The 17,412-nt window shown below is 57.8% G+C and carries 18 protein-coding genes and 1 other RNA gene; 14 read left to right on the plus strand and 5 right to left on the minus strand.

Going from position 1 to position 17,412, the window contains the following annotated elements:
- Positions 1-130: 130 nt before the first annotated feature.
- Positions 131-724: a ZrgA family zinc uptake protein gene (locus tag J122_RS00770; protein ID WP_061330707.1), complete on the plus strand. Its 594-nt coding sequence runs from the start codon at positions 131-133 to the stop codon at positions 722-724.
- 6 nt (positions 725-730) lie between these two features.
- On the opposite strand, the gene J122_RS00775 is transcribed toward J122_RS00770, so the two are convergent.
- A complete protein-coding gene (locus J122_RS00775; protein WP_061330708.1) occupies positions 731-1,246 on the minus strand; it encodes a DUF3299 domain-containing protein in 516 nt (171 codons plus the stop codon).
- Positions 1,247-1,372: 126 nt separating this feature from the next.
- Between J122_RS00775 and J122_RS00780 the strand changes: the two genes are divergently transcribed.
- The 6 genes from J122_RS00780 to J122_RS00805 all read left to right on the plus strand — a co-directional run bounded on the left by J122_RS00780 (position 1,373) and on the right by J122_RS00805 (position 4,808).
- Positions 1,373-2,029 (plus strand): ATP-binding cassette domain-containing protein, encoded by a 657-nt coding sequence (locus J122_RS00780; protein WP_227510034.1) that lies wholly within the window; start codon positions 1,373-1,375, stop codon positions 2,027-2,029.
- Positions 2,026-3,303: an ABC transporter permease gene (locus tag J122_RS00785; protein WP_061330710.1), complete on the plus strand. Its 1,278-nt coding sequence runs from the start codon at positions 2,026-2,028 to the stop codon at positions 3,301-3,303. The genes J122_RS00780 and J122_RS00785 overlap by 4 nt, the downstream gene beginning before the upstream one ends.
- Before the next feature lie 119 nt (positions 3,304-3,422).
- Positions 3,423-3,629: a TIGR02449 family protein gene (locus tag J122_RS00790; RefSeq protein ID WP_061330711.1), complete on the plus strand. Its 207-nt coding sequence runs from the start codon at positions 3,423-3,425 to the stop codon at positions 3,627-3,629.
- The gene (locus J122_RS00795; RefSeq protein ID WP_061330712.1) at positions 3,629-3,925 is read left to right on the plus strand and encodes a cell division protein ZapA; all 297 of its coding nucleotides are present in this window, start codon (positions 3,629-3,631) and stop codon (positions 3,923-3,925) included. The genes J122_RS00790 and J122_RS00795 overlap by 1 nt, the downstream gene beginning before the upstream one ends.
- Positions 3,926-3,988: 63 nt before the next feature.
- Positions 3,989-4,168: non-coding RNA, 6S RNA (gene ssrS / locus J122_RS00800), on the plus strand.
- A gap of 4 nt (positions 4,169-4,172) precedes the next feature.
- Positions 4,173-4,808: a 5-formyltetrahydrofolate cyclo-ligase gene (locus tag J122_RS00805; RefSeq protein ID WP_061330713.1), complete on the plus strand. Its 636-nt coding sequence runs from the start codon at positions 4,173-4,175 to the stop codon at positions 4,806-4,808.
- On the opposite strand, the gene J122_RS22600 is transcribed toward J122_RS00805, so the two are convergent.
- Positions 4,790-4,957 carry a hypothetical protein gene (locus J122_RS22600; protein ID WP_167392875.1) on the minus strand — a complete coding sequence of 56 codons (168 nt, stop codon included), beginning with the start codon at positions 4,955-4,957 and terminating at the stop codon, positions 4,790-4,792. The genes J122_RS00805 and J122_RS22600 overlap by 19 nt on opposite strands.
- Positions 4,958-5,297: 340 nt before the next feature.
- Complete coding sequence (gene ilvA, locus J122_RS00810) at positions 5,298-6,839, minus strand: threonine ammonia-lyase, biosynthetic (protein ID WP_061330714.1); 1,542 nt, start codon at positions 6,837-6,839, stop codon at positions 5,298-5,300.
- A 133-nt stretch (positions 6,840-6,972) separates the two neighbouring features.
- Between ilvA and rpiA the strand changes: the two genes are divergently transcribed.
- From rpiA to ppa, 3 genes are all read left to right on the plus strand, one after another.
- Positions 6,973-7,653: a ribose-5-phosphate isomerase RpiA gene (rpiA, locus tag J122_RS00815; RefSeq protein WP_061330715.1), complete on the plus strand. Its 681-nt coding sequence runs from the start codon at positions 6,973-6,975 to the stop codon at positions 7,651-7,653.
- A gap of 141 nt (positions 7,654-7,794) precedes the next feature.
- A complete protein-coding gene (locus tag J122_RS00820) occupies positions 7,795-8,934 on the plus strand; it encodes an acyl-CoA dehydrogenase family protein (RefSeq protein WP_061330716.1) in 1,140 nt (379 codons plus the stop codon).
- A gap of 457 nt (positions 8,935-9,391) precedes the next feature.
- Positions 9,392-9,919: an inorganic diphosphatase gene (ppa, locus tag J122_RS00825; RefSeq protein WP_061330717.1), complete on the plus strand. Its 528-nt coding sequence runs from the start codon at positions 9,392-9,394 to the stop codon at positions 9,917-9,919.
- A 72-nt stretch (positions 9,920-9,991) separates the two neighbouring features.
- Here the strand turns inward: ppa and J122_RS00830 are convergent, their stop codons facing one another.
- Both J122_RS00830 and J122_RS00835 read right to left on the minus strand, forming a co-directional pair.
- The gene (locus J122_RS00830; RefSeq protein ID WP_061330718.1) at positions 9,992-11,044 is read right to left on the minus strand and encodes a DUF2333 family protein; all 1,053 of its coding nucleotides are present in this window, start codon (positions 11,042-11,044) and stop codon (positions 9,992-9,994) included.
- Positions 11,045-11,069: 25 nt separating this feature from the next.
- Complete coding sequence (locus tag J122_RS00835) at positions 11,070-13,049, minus strand: EAL domain-containing protein (RefSeq protein ID WP_061330719.1); 1,980 nt, start codon at positions 13,047-13,049, stop codon at positions 11,070-11,072.
- Positions 13,050-13,244: 195 nt separating this feature from the next.
- On the opposite strand from J122_RS00835, the gene J122_RS00840 reads away from it, so the two are divergent.
- The 4 genes from J122_RS00840 (at position 13,245) to accC (ending at position 17,411) form a co-directional block, all read left to right on the plus strand.
- The gene (locus J122_RS00840; RefSeq protein ID WP_061330720.1) at positions 13,245-14,858 is read left to right on the plus strand and encodes a diguanylate cyclase; all 1,614 of its coding nucleotides are present in this window, start codon (positions 13,245-13,247) and stop codon (positions 14,856-14,858) included.
- Between the two features lie 255 nt (positions 14,859-15,113).
- Positions 15,114-15,554 carry a type II 3-dehydroquinate dehydratase gene (gene aroQ / locus J122_RS00845; protein WP_061330721.1) on the plus strand — a complete coding sequence of 147 codons (441 nt, stop codon included), beginning with the start codon at positions 15,114-15,116 and terminating at the stop codon, positions 15,552-15,554.
- 27 nt (positions 15,555-15,581) lie between these two features.
- Positions 15,582-16,046 carry an acetyl-CoA carboxylase biotin carboxyl carrier protein gene (gene accB, locus J122_RS00850; RefSeq protein WP_061330722.1) on the plus strand — a complete coding sequence of 155 codons (465 nt, stop codon included), beginning with the start codon at positions 15,582-15,584 and terminating at the stop codon, positions 16,044-16,046.
- An 18-nt stretch (positions 16,047-16,064) separates the two neighbouring features.
- Positions 16,065-17,411, plus strand: coding sequence for an acetyl-CoA carboxylase biotin carboxylase subunit (gene accC / locus J122_RS00855; RefSeq protein ID WP_058092456.1), 1,347 nt, complete (start codon positions 16,065-16,067; stop codon positions 17,409-17,411).
- The last annotated feature ends 1 nt before the right edge of the window (position 17,412 follow it).

A 17,412-nucleotide genomic window follows, 5' to 3' on the forward strand; every position in this document is an offset into this window, starting at 1 on the left:
TACATTTGAGCAAGCCTCTATCCTAGCATTCCGGCAGACAAGTGGCACTTCCGGGTACCGGCAGGCTTGCTTTTGCACTGGCAAAAATCAAAAATGTTATAACGTATCAAAGCTGCGAGAGGTACCAACCATGTTTTACCCACGCGCATCCGCACGTTCAACAACCCTGCTGCTATCACTCAGCCTGGCCGCATGGCCGGTTCTAGCCTCCGACAACCCGGGCGCGCACCAGCATGGGCACGCCGACCTGCAAATGGCGATTGATAACGAGCGGGTAGATCTACTGCTTCTGTCACCCGCCTACAACCTGATCGGTTTCGAGCACAAGCCCCGCACGGATGAACAGCGCCAACGGGTGAACGACACCGAACAATGGGCCAGTGAAACCGCCATGATCAATACCGTGGCCGGCAACTGCACTCTGGTCTCCAGCGCCATGCACGTGGGCTGGGGTGAAGCAAAAGGAGACCACCACAAGCATGACCATGGTCACAGCCATAGTCATAGTCACGACCATGACCACGATCATGACTCTGGTCATGCAGACATAGAAATCACCCAGACACTCAACTGCCCGGGTTTATCGGAGTCAGCTCAGTTCGAAACCGGCCTGATGGCCCGCTTCCCTGAACTTGAGCATCTCAATGTGCAGTGGGTCGGTCCCCAGGGGCAAGGCGCCACGCGCCTGTCGCCGGGTACCACCCAGTTCCGGCTGAGCCGCTAGCAGCCGCTACTCGCTGTAGGGTTTGACCGACGTCGCTACCAGCGAGTAGGAGGACGTACCGAGATCATTCTCGGTACGTTCGATCACCAGTTCGCCTTCTATCCACACCGGGTCATACAAAGCCCGGAGCGTGAATCCTTCTTCATATTTGACGTGAATAATCTGGTTCGGCGGTGGCGGTGGCACATGAATACAGGCGCCATAATAGGGAACCAGAAAGAACTCGAGGATACGCATGTCGTTGGTGACTTTCAGGGGCACAACAAAACCCGGGATCCGGCCTTCTACGTTACCCATCTCCGGAACAACCCGGCCGGTCATGATTTCATCCGGCAACAGGGCGGGGCCGTCTCCCTCGTGCTCAATTTCCGGCATACTCTCCAGCAACGCCAGATCTTCAGGCGGCATCAGTTCCAGCCAGTCGATCTCGCGGGGTTCTGCCAGGGCAACGGATGAAACCATCAGCAGTAACAATGGTCCAAGCCGCGCAAGCAGTTTCCGGATTTGCAAGGTATCAAACATGTACAACCACTCCCCATGGGGTCAACCGTGTAACGTACGCCATCATACAACGGCAAAGACAATACGGATATGAGCACCGAGACAGCAAGAAGCCAATCCGGTTCCAGTATACCGGACCCGGCAATAGTGACACGCCAGCTGACCTTCCGATGGCCCGGCCAGACAACCGCCACAGCTTTTCCCGATATACAGCTTGCCCAGGGAGAGCATCTGTTCCTGCATGGCCCCAGCGGCACCGGCAAGAGTACTCTGCTGGGATTACTGGCGGGTATGCTGGCCCCGGAGTCTGGCACCATCGAACTTCTGGGGCAGCCGGTGTCCAGCCTGAAGGCCGGCACTCGCGACCGGTTCCGGGCAAATCACATGGGCGTGATCTTCCAGCAGTTCAACCTGGTGCCTTACCTGAGCGCGCTGGCCAACGTGACCTTGCCCTGCCGCCTGTCTGCGGTGCGCCGCACCCGCACCAGCCCAGACCCCGAGACATCGGCAGCGGACCTGCTCAGGCAGCTCGCGATCCCGGACGACCACTGGCACAGAGGGGTAACCGAACTCTCCGTTGGCCAGCAACAGCGGGTGGCGGCTGCCCGGGCACTGATTGGCGCGCCGGAAATCATCCTGGCTGATGAGCCAACCTCGGCACTGGATGCCGACAACCGGGACCGTTTTCTGGACCTGCTACTGGCGTTGGCTGAACAGCGGCGCAGCTCGGTTATCTTTGTCAGCCATGACCGCGCACTGGCCAGCCACTTTCATCATCAACAAGCTTTGGGAGCGACGCCATGAGCAAAGTAAAACTTGCCCTCTCCCTCGCTACCGCCAGCCTCTGGTATCGCCGCCGGGTGCTTGCTCTGGTCTGCCTGACACTGACTCTGAGCGTGTCCCTGCTGCTGGGCATCCAGTACCTGCGCACCGAAATCCGCCAGTCTTTCACCAGCACCATCAGCGGAACCGACCTGATCGTCGGCGCCCGGAGTGGCCAGCTTAACCTGCTGCTGTACACGGTGTTTCATATTGGTGATGCCACCAACAACATCCGCTGGTCCAGCTTCCAGAAGCTAGAGCAGGATCGCCGAATTGATTGGGCCATCCCCATTTCACTGGGGGACAGCTATCGTGGCTATCGGGTGGTCGCCACCAACGACCAGTTTCTGGCCCGGCTCCAGTTCGGCAACAACCAGTCTCTGGAACTGGCCCAAGGCGAGTGGTTTGACGACCTGTTCGACGTGGTCCTCGGCGCCGGTGTTGCCAGGCAACTCGACCATCACCTCAACGATGAGATCGTGTTGTCTCACGGGGGCGGTCGCACCAGCTTCTCCAATCACACCGACCTGCCCTTCAGGATATCCGGCGTGCTTGCACCCACCGGGACGCCGGTCGACCAGGCCGTCTATATCAGCCTCGATGCCATGGAAGCTATCCATGTTGGCTGGGAATCCGGTGTCGCCATCCCTGGCCGGGGTTTATCCCCGGACCGCGCCAGAGCCAGGGACTTTACACCAGACTCCATCACGGCGGCCTTTGTCGGCCTGAGTCAGCCCATCCTCACGTTTCAGGTACAACGGGAACTGAACCAGTCCCGGGACGAGCCGTTATCCGCCATTCTCCCAGGTGTCGCGCTGAGCGAGCTCTGGCGCATGATGGGGCAATTTGAAAAAGCGCTGCTCGGAATAAGCGCCTTCGTGGTTGTTACCAGCCTGGTCGGCCTGGTGGCCGTCCTGTTGACCCTCCAGGCCCAGCGCCAACGCGAAGTGGCGGTTTTAAGGGCCACAGGCGCATCCCCGGCGCTGATCGCATCACTTTACAGTTTTGAGTGCGTAGTATTGGCCCTCACCGCCTGCCTGCTCGCCCTGATTGTCGGGGCTGGCGCAATTGCCGGTCTGAGCCCCTGGCTGCTGGAGCAGTTCGGCATTCAGATCAGCCTGCGCCCGCTTAAACAGGACGAATGGTTACTGCTGGCTGCCGTTCCGGTGTCAGCCCTGCTGGTATCACTGGTACCGGCCACCAGCACCTGGCGAAAGAGCCGGAAACAGGGATTTGGTGCCGCCGATACAGACTGAACCCGCGCCGAAGGTGATGGCCATCACGGGAATCCGCGCCATGACAATGCGTTAAATTGACCGGTTTGGCGTCGGCACTTATAGTTACTCACACTTACATCACCGTTGTTGGGCACGTCATGGAACAGTCCGAAGTACAGGCATTAGCGGACAAGCTGGACAAGCTGATTGAACGCTGCGAAAAGCTGGAGAAGGATAACGCCCTGTTGCGCGAGCTGCAGGACGACTGGAATCGGGAACGAGCCCAGCTAATGCACAAGAACGATCTTGCCAAAAACAAGATTGAAGCCATGATAGGCCGCCTGAGGGCGCTGGAGCACCACTGATGTCAAAGTCATCAACCACCGTTGAAGTCAGAATACTCGACAAGGAATACCTGGTGGCTTGCCCGCAGGAAGAGCAAGAGGCCTTGCTTCGTGCGGCCCGGCATCTGGACAACAAAATGCGGGAAATCCGCTCCAGTGGCAAAGTGTTCGGAACCGAGCGCATTGCCGTGATGGCCGCGCTAAACATTACCCACGAACTGCTGGAGCGCGACACCATGTCTCTCGCAACCAGAAATTTGCTCAGAGCCATGGACAACCGGCTGGACGAAGCCCTCGGAGAATCGTCCGGAAACTGATTCCAGAAAGATTCCGGGAAATGGGGTTGCAATCCGCCCCGACCCTGCCCGTATAATGGTATCAACTTCCTGGGCTGTTCGCTGGTCGGGTACGTCCTCGAGCCGATGCGCACTACCCAGGTGGCCACTTCAGGGCATTGTGAGCATGTCCCCCAAGGGGGAAAGCCTAATATGTCACAGCGGCCACCGACCTTGAACTTTGGGTTCAAGGGCTACATCCGATAACGGCAGCCCGGGAAGCTTTATTTTGAGTCAGTTTCACTCCCCCCAACCGTTTGAATCCCATCCGGACACTCTGTCCAGGTCGGAGCTGCGCAAACACCTCAGGCAACAACGCCGAGCCTTATCCTTCGAGCAGCAGCAACAAGCCTCGGAACGACTGGCACTGAACCTTCTGAAGCACCCCGACCTTTACCGTGCCAGGCATATTGGCATCTATCTGCCCAATGATGGCGAGATCGACCCAAGCCTTTTCATCGATCTGGGCCGGCGCAAGGGCATTCGGTTTTACCTGCCAATTCTGCACCCGGTGTATCCGGGCAAACTGGTGTTCAGTCCGTACTTTGACGGCGTTGAACTGACCGCCAATCGCTTTGGCATCCCGGAACCGGCATTTCCACGCTCAAGGCGCAGACCGGCCTGGGCACTGGATGCGGTACTGTTTCCGCTGGTAGGTTTTGATGAGCAAGGGGGAAGGCTCGGCATGGGCGGTGGGTTCTATGACCGCACGTTCGCCTTCAGCCGGATAAGGCCGGCCATGGCGCCCAAGCTGATAGGGCTGGCCCACGATTTTCAGAAAGTCCGTGAATTACCGATAGAATCCTGGGATGTGCCCCTGCACGGCGTGGTTACGGACCAGCGCTGTTACCGGTTCAGACCCTGATTGGCAGACTGGATAAACCCGACCGCTGGCGCAGCCGCTCGGTCGGCACGTTTGTCTTCTGAGGCCTGGATGGAAGTGAAGCCGGTAATGACAAGGCCGACAGCAAAGATGAGCACGATGGCGCGGATGATGTCAGGCTTGTTACCCATTACGTATTTCCCGTTTTTTCTTTGAGTTAATTAGTTGGAAAATCAGCTAGCTATTCTCGGGTTCGAGAATTAGACGAAAGACTAACACGTAACTTCAATTTTACAATTTTTGACTCGTTACAGTTATGTAAGGGTTTTGGCGCCGGTGTGTCTCGCAGCTGATGGATGCCCGAAACCGGCACAACAGTTTGGCGAAAGCAGGCCGAATCGTTCCTGGGGCTCCTTTCCGGGAACCGCTACGAGCACATCCATGTGCGCTTCTCTCAGGCCATCCCTGGCCTTCGAAATTCCCGGAAAGGAGCCCCAGGAACGATTCTACTTGGGTGGTTTGGCCCGGTTTCTACTTTTCGTTTGCGCTTCCGTTACCCGCGCCCAGGAACAGCCGGTAGGCTTCGTTATCGGTCATGTTTTCGTAGCGGAAACCCACCTTCTCCAACATTTTTTCGAAATCCGGAATTTCCGCTTCGTTGACCTGTGCTCCCAGCAGCACGCGGCTGTAGGCGGCACCGTGGTTGCGGTAGTGGAACAGGGAGATGTTCCAGCGGGTGCCGAGGGACATCAGGAATTTCAGCAGGGCACCCGGGCGTTCGGGGAATTCGAACTGGTACACCACTTCGTTATCCACCGATGGCGCATGGCCGCCGACCATGTGGCGGATGTGTTGTTTGGCCAGGTCGCTGTCGGTGAGGTCGATCACAGAGTAGCCGTTTTCGCGGAGTTCCTGCACCAGGTCTTCCCGGCCGTGGCCGCCGGCCTGGATCTGGATACCGACGAAGATGGTGGCGTCGTCAGAGTCCGAATAGCGGTAGTTGAATTCGGTGATGCTGCGCTTGTGCAAGGCGTTGATAAAGGTCTTGAAGGCACCCGGGCGTTCCGGGATGGTGACCGCCAGGATGGCCTCGCGCTTCTCACCGATTTCGGTGCGCTCTGAAATGTAACGCAAACGGTCGAAATTCATGTTGGCGCCGCTGAGCGTGGCGATCAGATTTTCATTTTCGATCTGTTCACGCTCGATGTATTTCTTGATACCGGCAACACCCAAAGCCCCGGCGGGCTCGGCAATGGAGCGGGTGTCTTCGAACACATCCTTAATGGCTGCGCAGATTTCGTCGGTGGAGACGGTGATCACTTCGTCCACGTAATCTTTGCAGATTTCCCAGGGGTATTTGCCAATCTGCTTGACCGCCACACCGTCGGCAAAGATGCCCACTTCGTCCAGGACCACCCGCTCACCGGCCGCGAGCGCTGCTTGCAAGCAGTTGGAATCTTCGGGTTCGACACCGATTACCTTGATCTCCGGGCGAAGGTATTTGATGTAGGCGGCCATACCGGCAATCAGGCCACCGCCGCCCACGCAGATAAAGATGGCATGGATCGGTTGGCTGAACTGCCACATGATTTCCATGGCGACGGTGCCCTGGCCGGCAATCACATCCGGGTCGTCGTAGGGCGGGATGTAGGTGTAGCCATGTTTCTTGATCAGTTCCTGGGCATGGGCCGCGGCTTCATCAAAAGCATCGCCTTTGAGCACTACCCGGGCACCGTGGTCCCTCACCGAGCGCACTTTGATCTCCGGGGTGGTCTGGGGCATCACGATCACTGCCTTGATACCCAGCTTCTTGGCCGCCAACGCCACGCCCTGGGCATGGTTGCCAGCGGAGGCACAAATCACCCCTTTGGCTTTCTGCTCTTCAGAGAGCTGGGCAATCCGGTTGTAGGCGCCGCGAATCTTGAAGGAAAACACCGGCTGAAGGTCTTCACGCTTGAGCAGAATATTGTTGCCAAAGCGCTTGGAGAGGCTACGGGCTTCAGTCAGGGGTGTTTCGATGGCGACGTCATAGACCCGCGCATCGAGAATCTTCTTGATGTAGCGTTGCGGCATGATGGTTCCGGTTGCTGGTGATTGGCTTGGAAAAACCTACAGTGTAGAAACTTTGCACGGCAGCCGTCTATAAGCAGAGACACTGGGCGCGTATAATGCGTGAAAAATCATCTTTTTTCTCCCGGAGCTCACCATGACGCAGGACGAACTCAAACAAGCCGTTGCCAAAGCAGCCGTGGACTACATTGCCCCGAAACTGGAACGCAGCAGCATTGTCGGCGTGGGCACTGGCAGCACCGCCAACTTTTTTATCGACTTCCTGGCCCAGTACAAAGATGAATTCGACGGCGCCGTGGCAAGCTCCGAAGCCACCGCAGAACGCCTGAAAAAGCACGGTATTGAAGTCTATGACCTGAACAGCGTCAGTGAGATGGAGTTTTATGTCGACGGTGCCGACGAAACCAACGCCAACCTGGAGCTGATCAAAGGCGGCGGCGCCGCGCTGACCCGGGAAAAAATCGTAGCGGCGGTAGCCAAAACCTTCATTTGCATCGCTGATGGCTCGAAAATGGTGGACATCCTTGGCGACTTCCCGCTGCCGGTGGAAGTCATCCCCATGGCACGCAGCCATGTTGGCCGGGAAATCGTCAAGCTGGGCGGTGATCCCGTGTACCGTGACGGTGTTACCACAGACAACGGCAACATCATCATCGACGTCCACAACCTGGATATCTCCCGCCCGATCCAGATGGAAGAAAAACTGAACAACATCGTGGGCGTGGTCACCAACGGCCTGTTCGCCCGCCGCCCGGCGGACCTGTTGTTGCTGGGCACCAGCGAGGGCGTGAAGCGTATCTCCCGTAACGGCGCCTGACAGGCCACGGACTACCTGCGAAAGCTGGCCAATCGGGCCAGTTTTTTTGTGCCCAGAGAAATGCAAACCAAGCGCTTGCTTGGTGACGGAGATTGCGCGACACTCGTCCCATCGAATAACAAGTACACCGGGAGCGAATCCGTGTCTGACTACTTCAACGAAACTCACGAACAGGTGCGCCAGACCGCGCGCAAATTTATCGAAACCCACGTACGCCCTTACATAGACGACTGGGAAGAAGCCGGCGAATTCCCCCGGGAAATCTACCAGCTCGCAGGCGACGCAGGGCTTCTGGGCATTGGCTTCCCTGAGGCTCTGGGCGGCATCGCTGAAGGCGACATTTTTATGAAAGTGGCGGTTTCCGAGGAACTGATGCGTTCCACCTCCGGTGGCTTTGTGGCCAGCATCGGCTCCCTGGATATTGGCCTGCCGCCGGTGGCCAAGTGGGCGAAGCAGGAAATTCGGGAACAGATCGTACCGCCGGTACTACGCGGTGAAAAAATCGCTGCGCTCGCCGTTACCGAACCCGGTGGCGGCTCCGACGTGGCGAACCTGAAGACCCGTGCGGTAAAAGATGGCGATCACTACATCGTCAACGGCAGCAAAACGTTCATCACCAGCGGCATCCGCGCCGATCACTACACGGTGGCTGTGCGCACCGGGGGCGAAGGCCACGCTGGCATCAGCCTGCTGCTGATCGACCGCGACACACCGGGCTTCTCCACCGGCAAGAAACTCAAGAAAATGGGCTGGTGGGCCAGCGACACCGCCGAACTCTTCTTCGAAGACTGCCGGGTACCGGCAGACCGTCTGATTGGCGCCGAAAATGCCGGCTTTATCGCCATTATGAGCAACTTCCTGGCCGAACGCCTGAGCTTGTCCGTCATGGCCTACATGACCGCCCAACTGGCCTACGAGGCGGCCCTGGATTACACCAAACAACGCCAGGCCTTCGGCCGCAACATCGCCGGCTTTCAGGTCACCCGCCACAAGCTGGTGGACATGGCGACGCAGATCGACATCGCCCGGGAATACACCTACCGCTGCGCCGCGCTGATGCAGGCCGGCAAGAACCCGATCAAACAGGTGGCCATGGCCAAGAATTTCTCTGTGGACGTGTGCGAAAAGGTTACCCGCGAAGCGGTACAGCTGTTCGGTGGCATGGGCTATATGCGGGAATCCATGGTAGAGCGGCTGTATCGGGATGCCAAGCTTCTGTCCATTGGCGGCGGCACCACGGAAATCATGAAGGAGCTGATTGCCAAACAGATCAGGCTTTAATCGTCGGAGTTAGGGGCGTACCAGGAAGCTTTCCAAAACACGCTCCTTCGGCACGTCCATGTGGCGCTTGGGCTCCGCCATCCATGGCTCCGCACAGTTTTGGAAAGCTCCCTGGTACGCCCCTTGCTGAACTTAGTGCGAGCTACCAACCACATTCGCAGAGACTTTGGGCGTCGGTGAGGTGGGCCTTCCCAAAACGCTTGAGGGCCGGAAGCTCCCGCAAAGGTTCGGACGACCATCAGGCAGCACTTGCCGAAAACGTGGAGCGCCATGGATGGCGCGACCGAGCCCTACAGGGATGTATTCACGGGCGTTTTTCGGAAAGTGCTGCCTGATGGTTGTATGCACCACAGTCAACGACCAAGGTTTAGTTTCGAATGGCAAGAGACTTCCGTATAATTGCGCCCACTTTTTGAACGCAGTTAAACGTACCTCAACGTAGCAGGAAGGATCGCACATGCAATTCGACAACATCCCCGCTGGCAAGAACCCGCCAGAAGACATCTACGTAGCCATCGAAATCCCGGCTAACAGCTCCCCGGTCAAGTACGAGCTGGACAAAGACATGGGCGCCCTGCTGGTTGACCGGTTCATGGCCACCCCCATGTTCTACCCGGCCAACTACGGTTTCATCCCCCACACCCTGGCTGATGACGGCGATCCCATCGATGTGCTGGTTGTTACCCCTTACCCCATTCAGGCCGGCTGCGTTATTCGCTGTCGCCCGGTAGGCGTGCTGAACATGGAAGACGAGGCCGGTGGTGATGCCAAGCTGGTTGCGGTACCCCACGACAAGCTGACCACCACCTACCACGATGTCAAAGAGATCGACGACCTGCCGGAGTTGCTGCTCAACCAGATCCGTCACTTCTTCGAGAACTACAAGACACTGGAACCCGGCAAGTGGGTGAAGGTACAGGGCTGGGGCAACGCCGCCGAAGCCAAAAAAGCCATTGAAGATGCGGTTAACGCCTACAAAGGCTGATCGCACTTCGGGTAAAAAAAGCCGGGCAGTCATCACGACTGCCCGGCTTTTTTGTGCGCAAGATCCGGACTCTTAGCCCCTGGACAGCAGATCCCGCATATCACTGATGGCCGCGTTCGCCCGCGACAGATAGGCCGCCATGGTGAGTGAGTGATTCGCCAGCACCCCGAAGCCGCTGCCGTTCAGAATCACCGGGCTCCACATGGGCTGTTGCGTGCCCTCAAGCTCAATAATGATCTGCTTCACGCTGGCCATGGCATTCTTGTCCTGCAACACCTTGCGGAAATCCACCTCAATGGCCTTGAAGATGTGCAGCAATGCCCAGGCGCTGCCCCGTGCCTCATAGAAAACGTCATCAATCTTGGTCCAGGGCGTTTTCACGTCATCACCACCGGTGTCTTCCGCCAGCGGATCATCCGGGTTCAGGTTAGCCAGGGCTTCCGAAACCGAGGCTTTCCCAACACTCTCGCTGAGCGTTCGTGACAGGCTGCCCAACCGGGTTTCAAGGTCGGCCAGCCAGTTATTGAGGTTGTCAGCACGGGCAAAGAACTGGGCGTTAGGCTGCTCCGGGTGAGACAGCCGGTCCAGGTACCGTTTCAGCGCATTGATGCCCCGGCGGTACTCCCGCTCCGTGGAGGGAATGGCCCAGCTACCGCTGTCAAAATGAAACTGCGGCTCGGCGATGATCAGGTCCGCGTCTTCAGCAGACTGGCTCTGGGAGCGGCTGATGTCCTTACGCATAGCTCTGGACAGATCCCGCAACTGCACCAGCACACCAAACTCCCAGTTGGGCATGTTGTCCATCCACAACCCGGGTGGGAAGATATCGTTGGAAATGTAGCCACCGGGTTTGTCCAGCAAGGTTTCGGCAATCTTGATCATCGTGGCCGTGGTGGCAAAACCGGTCACCGGCTCCCGGCCCATGTCACTGGCGAGGGCACGGGTGTGCTCTCGCACAGAAAAGGTATCTGGCTCACTGCTCCAGTACATACCAAGAATGGTGGTTACAAGCAGATATACCAACAGGATCGCCAGAACAAACTTGCCAATGACACCGTTGCCTCCGGTGTAATCCTGCATATCGTCTTTCTTGTCCCTGAAGTACTGTGTGATTTTGCCCGGCATAAGGCTGCAAGTCTCCCGTCAGTTGTCAATCAGCGGCAAATGGCCTGCCAAGATGGTATCCCATGGCTCCATCAATACCCAGTTTACAGAGTACCGAGTATTCTGCTGCCGTTTCCACTCCTGTCGCAAAAACCTTCACGCCCCGGCTGCGCGCAATGGCCAGCACGGACTCCAGCCAGAAACGATTTTCATCATGGCTGTCCAGGTTATGGATGAAGCTGTTATCGATACGCATGGCCCGGAACGGCAGATTCTTCAGGTAGCTGAACGGCACGCCCCCCACCCCGAAACGATCCACCAGAACCGGCACCCCGAGCCGGACGAGCTCTCGAACCAGTGTGCTGACATCCTTGCGGTGATGGTGAATGGTCTGCTCGGCCACACCAACCCAAAGACGACTAACCAGAGGCCCTGCCTGCCCAAGACTCGCCAGCAAATCACTCCGGAACTCCGGGTCAGCAACAGACGCACTCCCCAGGGATACCGCCAGGCGCTCCCCTGGATGGCTCGCCAGGCGCTCCAGAACCCGCTCGATCAGCAGCCGGTCAATGTCCTTGATTAGCCCAAGGCGCTCGGCCACAGGTACAAACAAACCTGCCTTGAGAACCCCTTCAGGACTGTTGATACGGGAAAACACCTGATAGTGAACCACCGACTGTTCACCGCCCTGCACCATGGGCTGTAACCACAGCGACAAACTGCGGTCACGTATCGCCTGGCTGATGATCACCCGCCAGGTTTCCATGTTGTGGTGGTTCTCCAGGCCGGTTTCGGACAGCCAGCAGCAGGATTCATCCCGCTGCTGGGCCGCCACCAAGGCCTCATCGGCAGCTGCCAGCAGGTCCCGGCTACCCAGCCCTTCGGCCGTCACAGCAAGCCCCGCATGCACGATGGTATCCATCGGTGCGGCATGATCCGCATAAAGCCCGTCAAGTTCCGCCACCAGTTCTTCCGCCCATACCCGGACATCTGCCGCGGATGCGCCGGGCAGGAAAACCGCGAATTCGGCCCCGGTCCTGCGCCCGGCGAAAGATTCAGTGTGCCGCTTAACAAAGCGCTGCAGACAGCCTGCAATCTGCTTCAGGAGCAGGTCGCCCTCGCTGCGGCCATAGGCCCTGTTGTAGTCAACGAAAAAGCCGAGCTGGATCATAATCAACACGCCCGGGGCAGCCTTTTCCTCGGATTCAAGTTCAGCCCGCAGTCGCTGATCAAAGGCACTCCGACTGGCCAGGCCGGTCACGGGATCTTCGTTATTCACCTTGCGCAAATGCTGGATCAGCTTGCCTTGCCCCTCAAACAACTGGCCGAGGTCATCCGCCATCTGATTCATGGCTTCGGTAACCTGGTTCAGTTCCCGGGTTGACTTGATGTCGACCCGTTTCCGAAAATCCCGCTGCCCCAAAGCCCTGGCCTGAGCTTCCAACGCTTTCAGCGGGCTGAGTATTCGCCCCAGCAACAGGTGCAGGACGACCAAACCGGCACCGCCGATGGCCAGCACGCCCACCAACAGGCCCACGGTAATGCGCCAGAGGTCGTCGTAAGCCCGGCCCGGATGACTGACCACACGAACCTTGCCCAGACGGCTCCAGCCACGCACGACTTCGGCCTCAGCCATTGGCCGCGGCAGGGAGGTCAAACGGATAAACCAGCCAGGAGCGGCAGTACCCTGAAGCGGCTTTCTTCTGCCCGCAATCAGGCTGTCACTGTGATCAAGGTATTCCACGGACAAGTACCGGCCGCTGTCGAACACGGCATCAATCAGCGACGCAGCGGCCACCGGATCTGAGCCATCAATGGCATTCGACAAGGATAAGCCCGTGGCCGTGGCGCCGTCCCGGGCATGATCACCGAGCTGATCGGCTACGTAGCCCCGAAAATAGCCGAAACTGGTGATGAACGCCGCCGTGAGAATGAGCACCAGCAAGCCACCGGTAAACACCAGTAATAGCCCCTGAAGCGTAATCACGCCGTGCTGCTGATCTCTCTTTCCAAGCATCCCCGCCATAGCTGCTGGGGCTCCGGTCCGATAATTGGTTTGATGAGTGTCTGTGACCTGTACCGCAGAGTTGACAAACATTTACATAGCGCAACCTACGCCGACAACATTAAACACTATAGACTCTGCAAAAGGACTAAGGTTAAAAAGTTAGTCCTGCCGGATCGGACCATCAAAAAATGAAAACAGACAGGCCGGAGCACAATGAACGACGAAAGCCAGAAAGAAAAACTCAGGCAGCATTTCGCCCGCCGTGTGACCACCCAGGCCAGGGTGGTTCTGGATACCTGGCAGAAGATTCGCGAAGACAGGGATCAAGCCGCGGTTTACCGCGATGAGCTGGTCTCGGCAACGGACAAGCTGGTCCGCTATGCCAAACGGTTCGAAATGGAGAGCCATGCCGCCGCTGCGGAGCACATCCTGGGACTGCTTGAGCACTGGCACCAGAGCTCCCCCCTTGAGGATGACCAGGCACGACAACTGGAAGATGCCACCGAGACTCTGCGCCATTGCACCCAACGCCGTACCGACCAGGAAACCTCCGACACGCCCCAGCAATACCGACGCACACCGGTTTACATTGCGCTGTCCAACGGTGAAATGGCCGCCCGCCTGATCCGCCAGCTGGAATTTTTCGGGTTCCGGGCCTCCGCGTTCAGCAGTGCCTCTGACCTGATTGAAGCCTGCGCCCTGAGCAAGCCGGAAACCATCCTCATGGATGTCAACTTTGGCGGCGACACCAACAGTGGTATTGCCACTGTGGAGCAGCTACAGGAGCAGCACGACACGCCCATACCGATCATCTTCATGAGCGATGAAGACGGCAGCATTGAAACCCGCCTGCGAGCATCCCGGTGTGGCGGCGAGGAGTTTTTCTACCCGGCGGTGGACCCCGGGCAGCTGATCGAAAAGATCGAAACCTACACCCACGGCAATACGGTCGAGCCCTACAAGGTGCTGGTTCTGGATGACTCCCGGGCCCAGGCCAAATACATGGAAACGGTGCTGAAGAAGGCGGGCATGACCGCCCACATCATCACCGATCCGATGCAGATTATTCACGCCCTGGAAGAGTTTTCGCCAGAAATCATCATTCTGGACATGTACATGCCCGGCTGCACTGGCATGGAGATCGCCCGGGTGATCCGTCAGCAGGATCGCTTCCACAGCGTTCCCATCATTTACCTGTCCGCGGAAGAAGACGTCAGCAAGCAGCTGCACGCCATGAGCCTGGGGGGCGACGACTTCCTGACCAAGCCCATCGACCCCAAACACCTGATTGCCACCCTGCACAACCGTGGCCGCCGGGCCCGGTCATTGCTGGCACTGATGATTCGCGACAGCCTCACCGGACTGTATAACCACACCCATACCCTGCATCTGCTGGAGCAGGAAATCGTGCGGGCCCGGCAGAAAGACCAATCCCTGTGTTTCGCTATGCTCGACATCGATTACTTCAAAAAGGTAAACGACACCTTTGGCCATCCCATTGGCGACCGGGTGCTGCGAAGCCTGTCGATGTTTCTCAAGCAGCGACTGCGAAAATCCGATCACATCGGTCGTTATGGTGGTGAGGAATTTGCGATCATTCTGCCCAACACACGGCCCGGTGACGCCCGCAACGTGTTGAATGAAATCCGCGAGCGCTTCTCCGAGCTGGTACAGCCGGCCGGCGACCGGGAATTCAACGTCACCTTCAGTTGCGGCATCTCCGCCTGGCAGAGTGACAGCGCCCAGTCTCTGTGCGAGCGCGCAGACCGGGCGCTTTACACGTCCAAGGAACATGGGCGTAATTGCGTTTCCCTGGCAGAATCCTGATCACTTCGGGCCGGGCGCCGCGCCCGGCCCCATGAAACCAATGTCGAATACCGGCATGGCTCACCTTCATCGACAATGATTGTCATCAACGAAATGTCATCGCGCTTACAGCGATTGCTGTGTAACCTTTTTAAGACCAATGTACGACAGGCAAGATTGTCAAAAAGTGTTGATCTGAGGCTAACAAGTACGCACCATTGAGGTAACGTGCCGTTATCTTCGGCGATCCTGTAAAACACCAAGGCAGACAGAACCATGTCGACCATACTTGTGCTCCATGGCCCCAACCTCAACATGCTCGGCACCCGGGAGCCCGAGGTCTATGGCTATGAAACACTGGCCGATATTGACGACCGCTTGCACCAGAAAGCGGCCGAGCAAGGTCACCACCTGCTGCATTTGCAATCCAATGCAGAGTACGAATTGATTGAACGGGTACATGAGGCCCGGGGTGAGGGCGTGGATTTTATCATTATCAATCCTGCCGCCTTTACCCATACCAGTGTCGCCCTGCGGGACGCCATGCTGGCCTCCGGCATACCGTTTATAGAAGTGCATTTATCAAATGTGCATGCGCGGGAACCTTTCCGCCATCACTCCTATTTTTCAGATATCGCCGAAGGGGTTATCTGCGGGCTGGGCAGCCAGGGCTACGACCTTGCTCTGCAGGCTGCACTGCAACGAATTCACCGATAGACCAGAGACAACGGGACTGGAACAGTTATGGATATTCGTAAAATCAAGAAACTGATTGAACTGCTCGAGGAGTCAGACGTCGAGGAGCTGGAGATTCACGAGGGTGACGATTCAGTTCGTATATCGCGCCGTCGGGAACAGGCCTCCGGTGGCCATTACGTGAGCCACTACTCAGCACCCGCGCCCCAGGCTCCGGCACCGACCCCAGCACCCGAGGCAGCGCCGGCTGAACAAACCTCTACGCCAGCTGCCATCAATGGCCATGCAGTGAAATCTCCGATGGTGGGCACCTTCTACCGCTCACCGTCCCCGAGCGCTGCAGCGTTTGTCGAAGTTGGCCAGAAGGTAAACGTTGGTGATGTCATCTGCATTGTGGAAGCCATGAAGATGATGAACCAGATCGAGGCTGACAAAGCCGGCACCATCACCGAAATCCTGGTCGAGAATGGCCAGCCGGTGGAGTTTGACCAGCCCCTGGTCGTCATTTCCTGAATTCGGTGATTGTTAACCATGGCCATGTTAGAAAAAGTTCTGATCGCAAACCGCGGTGAAATCGCCCTGCGAATCCTCCGCGCCTGCAAAGAGCTGGGCATCAAGACGGTAGCCGTGCACTCACAGGTCGATCGCGACCTTATGCACGTTCGTCTCGCCGACGAAACCGTCTGCATCGGTCCCAACAGCGCGACGGAAAGCTACCTGAACATCCCGACCATCATCAGCGCTGCAGAAGTAACGGACTCCGTAGGCATTCACCCGGGTTACGGCTTCCTGGCTGAAAACGCCGACTTTGCTGAGCAGGTCGAGAAAAGCGGCTTTCGCTTTATCGGACCAAGAGCGGAAACCATCCGCCTGATGGGCAACAAGGTATCCGCCATTGAAGCCATGAAGAAGGCCGGCGTACCCACCGTGCCCGGCTCTGACGGTCCGCTGACGGACGACGACGAGCGCACCCTCCAGGTGGCTCGCCAGATCGGCTACCCGGTAATGATCAAGGCCGCTTCCGGTGGTGGTGGTCGTGGCATGCAGGTGGTGCATTCCGAGGCTGCATTGCTGAAGGCAGTACAAATCACCCAGAGCGAAGCCAAGAACGCTTTTGGCGATCCGACCGTCTACCTGGAAAAATTCCTCGAAACACCACGCCATGTGGAGATTCAGGTACTGGCGGACATGCACGGCAACGTGATCCATTTGGGCGACCGGGACTGCTCCATGCAGCGCCGGAACCAGAAAGTCATCGAGGAAGCCCCGGCCCCGAATGTTGACCCGGTATCCCGGGAACGCACGCTCAAGGCCTGCGTCGACGCCTGTAAGGAAATCGGCTACGTGGGTGCCGGCACCTTTGAGTTCCTGTACCAGGACGGCGAGTTCTATTTCATCGAGATGAACACCCGGGTACAGGTTGAGCACCCGGTCTCCGAGATGGTGACCGGTGTTGATATCGTCCGTGAGCAGCTGCGCATTGCCAGCGGACTGCCGCTGCAATACAGCCAGGACGAAATCCACATCTCTGGCCACGCCATCGAATGCCGGATCAACGCCGAAGACCCGCAAACCTTCGTGCCCAGCCCCGGCAAGGTCAAACATTTCCATGCTCCCGGTGGCAATGGCATTCGTGTCGACTCCCATCTGTACAGCGGCTACACGGTACCGCCGTACTACGATTCCCTGGTGGCCAAACTGATCACCTGGGGCGACGACCGGGAGATTGCCCGCCGGCGCATGAAGAACGCGCTGGACGAAATGCTGGTCGAGGGCATCAAGACCAACCAACCCCTGCATCGAAAACTGGTACGCGATGGTGGCTTTAAACAGGTAGACTTCACCATCCACTACCTTGAGAAACTGATGCGGGATTAAC

The organism is Marinobacter excellens LAMA 842 (assembly GCF_001574445.1).
GTDB lineage: Bacteria > Pseudomonadota > Gammaproteobacteria > Pseudomonadales > Oleiphilaceae > Marinobacter > Marinobacter shengliensis.

Excerpts from the sequence above, each read along its gene's own strand:
- J122_RS00840 (WP_061330720.1), top strand. The coding sequence starts at position 13,245 with ATGAACGACGAAAGCCAGAAAGAAAAACTCAGGCAGCATTTCGCCCGC.
- rpiA (WP_061330715.1), top strand. The coding sequence starts at position 6,973 with ATGACGCAGGACGAACTCAAACAAGCCGTTGCCAAAGCAGCCGTGGAC.
- accC (WP_058092456.1), top strand. The coding sequence starts at position 16,065 with ATGGCCATGTTAGAAAAAGTTCTGATCGCAAACCGCGGTGAAATCGCC.
- J122_RS00835 (WP_061330719.1), bottom strand. The coding sequence starts at position 13,049 with ATGGCGGGGATGCTTGGAAAGAGAGATCAGCAGCACGGCGTGATTACG.
- J122_RS00795 (WP_061330712.1), top strand. The coding sequence starts at position 3,629 with ATGTCAAAGTCATCAACCACCGTTGAAGTCAGAATACTCGACAAGGAA.
- aroQ (WP_061330721.1), top strand. The coding sequence starts at position 15,114 with ATGTCGACCATACTTGTGCTCCATGGCCCCAACCTCAACATGCTCGGC.
- J122_RS00830 (WP_061330718.1), bottom strand. The coding sequence starts at position 11,044 with ATGCCGGGCAAAATCACACAGTACTTCAGGGACAAGAAAGACGATATG.
- J122_RS00790 (WP_061330711.1), top strand. The coding sequence starts at position 3,423 with ATGGAACAGTCCGAAGTACAGGCATTAGCGGACAAGCTGGACAAGCTG.
- J122_RS22600 (WP_167392875.1), bottom strand. The coding sequence starts at position 4,957 with ATGGGTAACAAGCCTGACATCATCCGCGCCATCGTGCTCATCTTTGCT.
- ppa (WP_061330717.1), top strand. The coding sequence starts at position 9,392 with ATGCAATTCGACAACATCCCCGCTGGCAAGAACCCGCCAGAAGACATC.
- J122_RS00770 (WP_061330707.1), top strand. The coding sequence starts at position 131 with ATGTTTTACCCACGCGCATCCGCACGTTCAACAACCCTGCTGCTATCA.
- J122_RS00775 (WP_061330708.1), bottom strand. The coding sequence starts at position 1,246 with ATGTTTGATACCTTGCAAATCCGGAAACTGCTTGCGCGGCTTGGACCA.
- accB (WP_061330722.1), top strand. The coding sequence starts at position 15,582 with ATGGATATTCGTAAAATCAAGAAACTGATTGAACTGCTCGAGGAGTCA.
- ilvA (WP_061330714.1), bottom strand. The coding sequence starts at position 6,839 with ATGCCGCAACGCTACATCAAGAAGATTCTCGATGCGCGGGTCTATGAC.
- J122_RS00785 (WP_061330710.1), top strand. The coding sequence starts at position 2,026 with ATGAGCAAAGTAAAACTTGCCCTCTCCCTCGCTACCGCCAGCCTCTGG.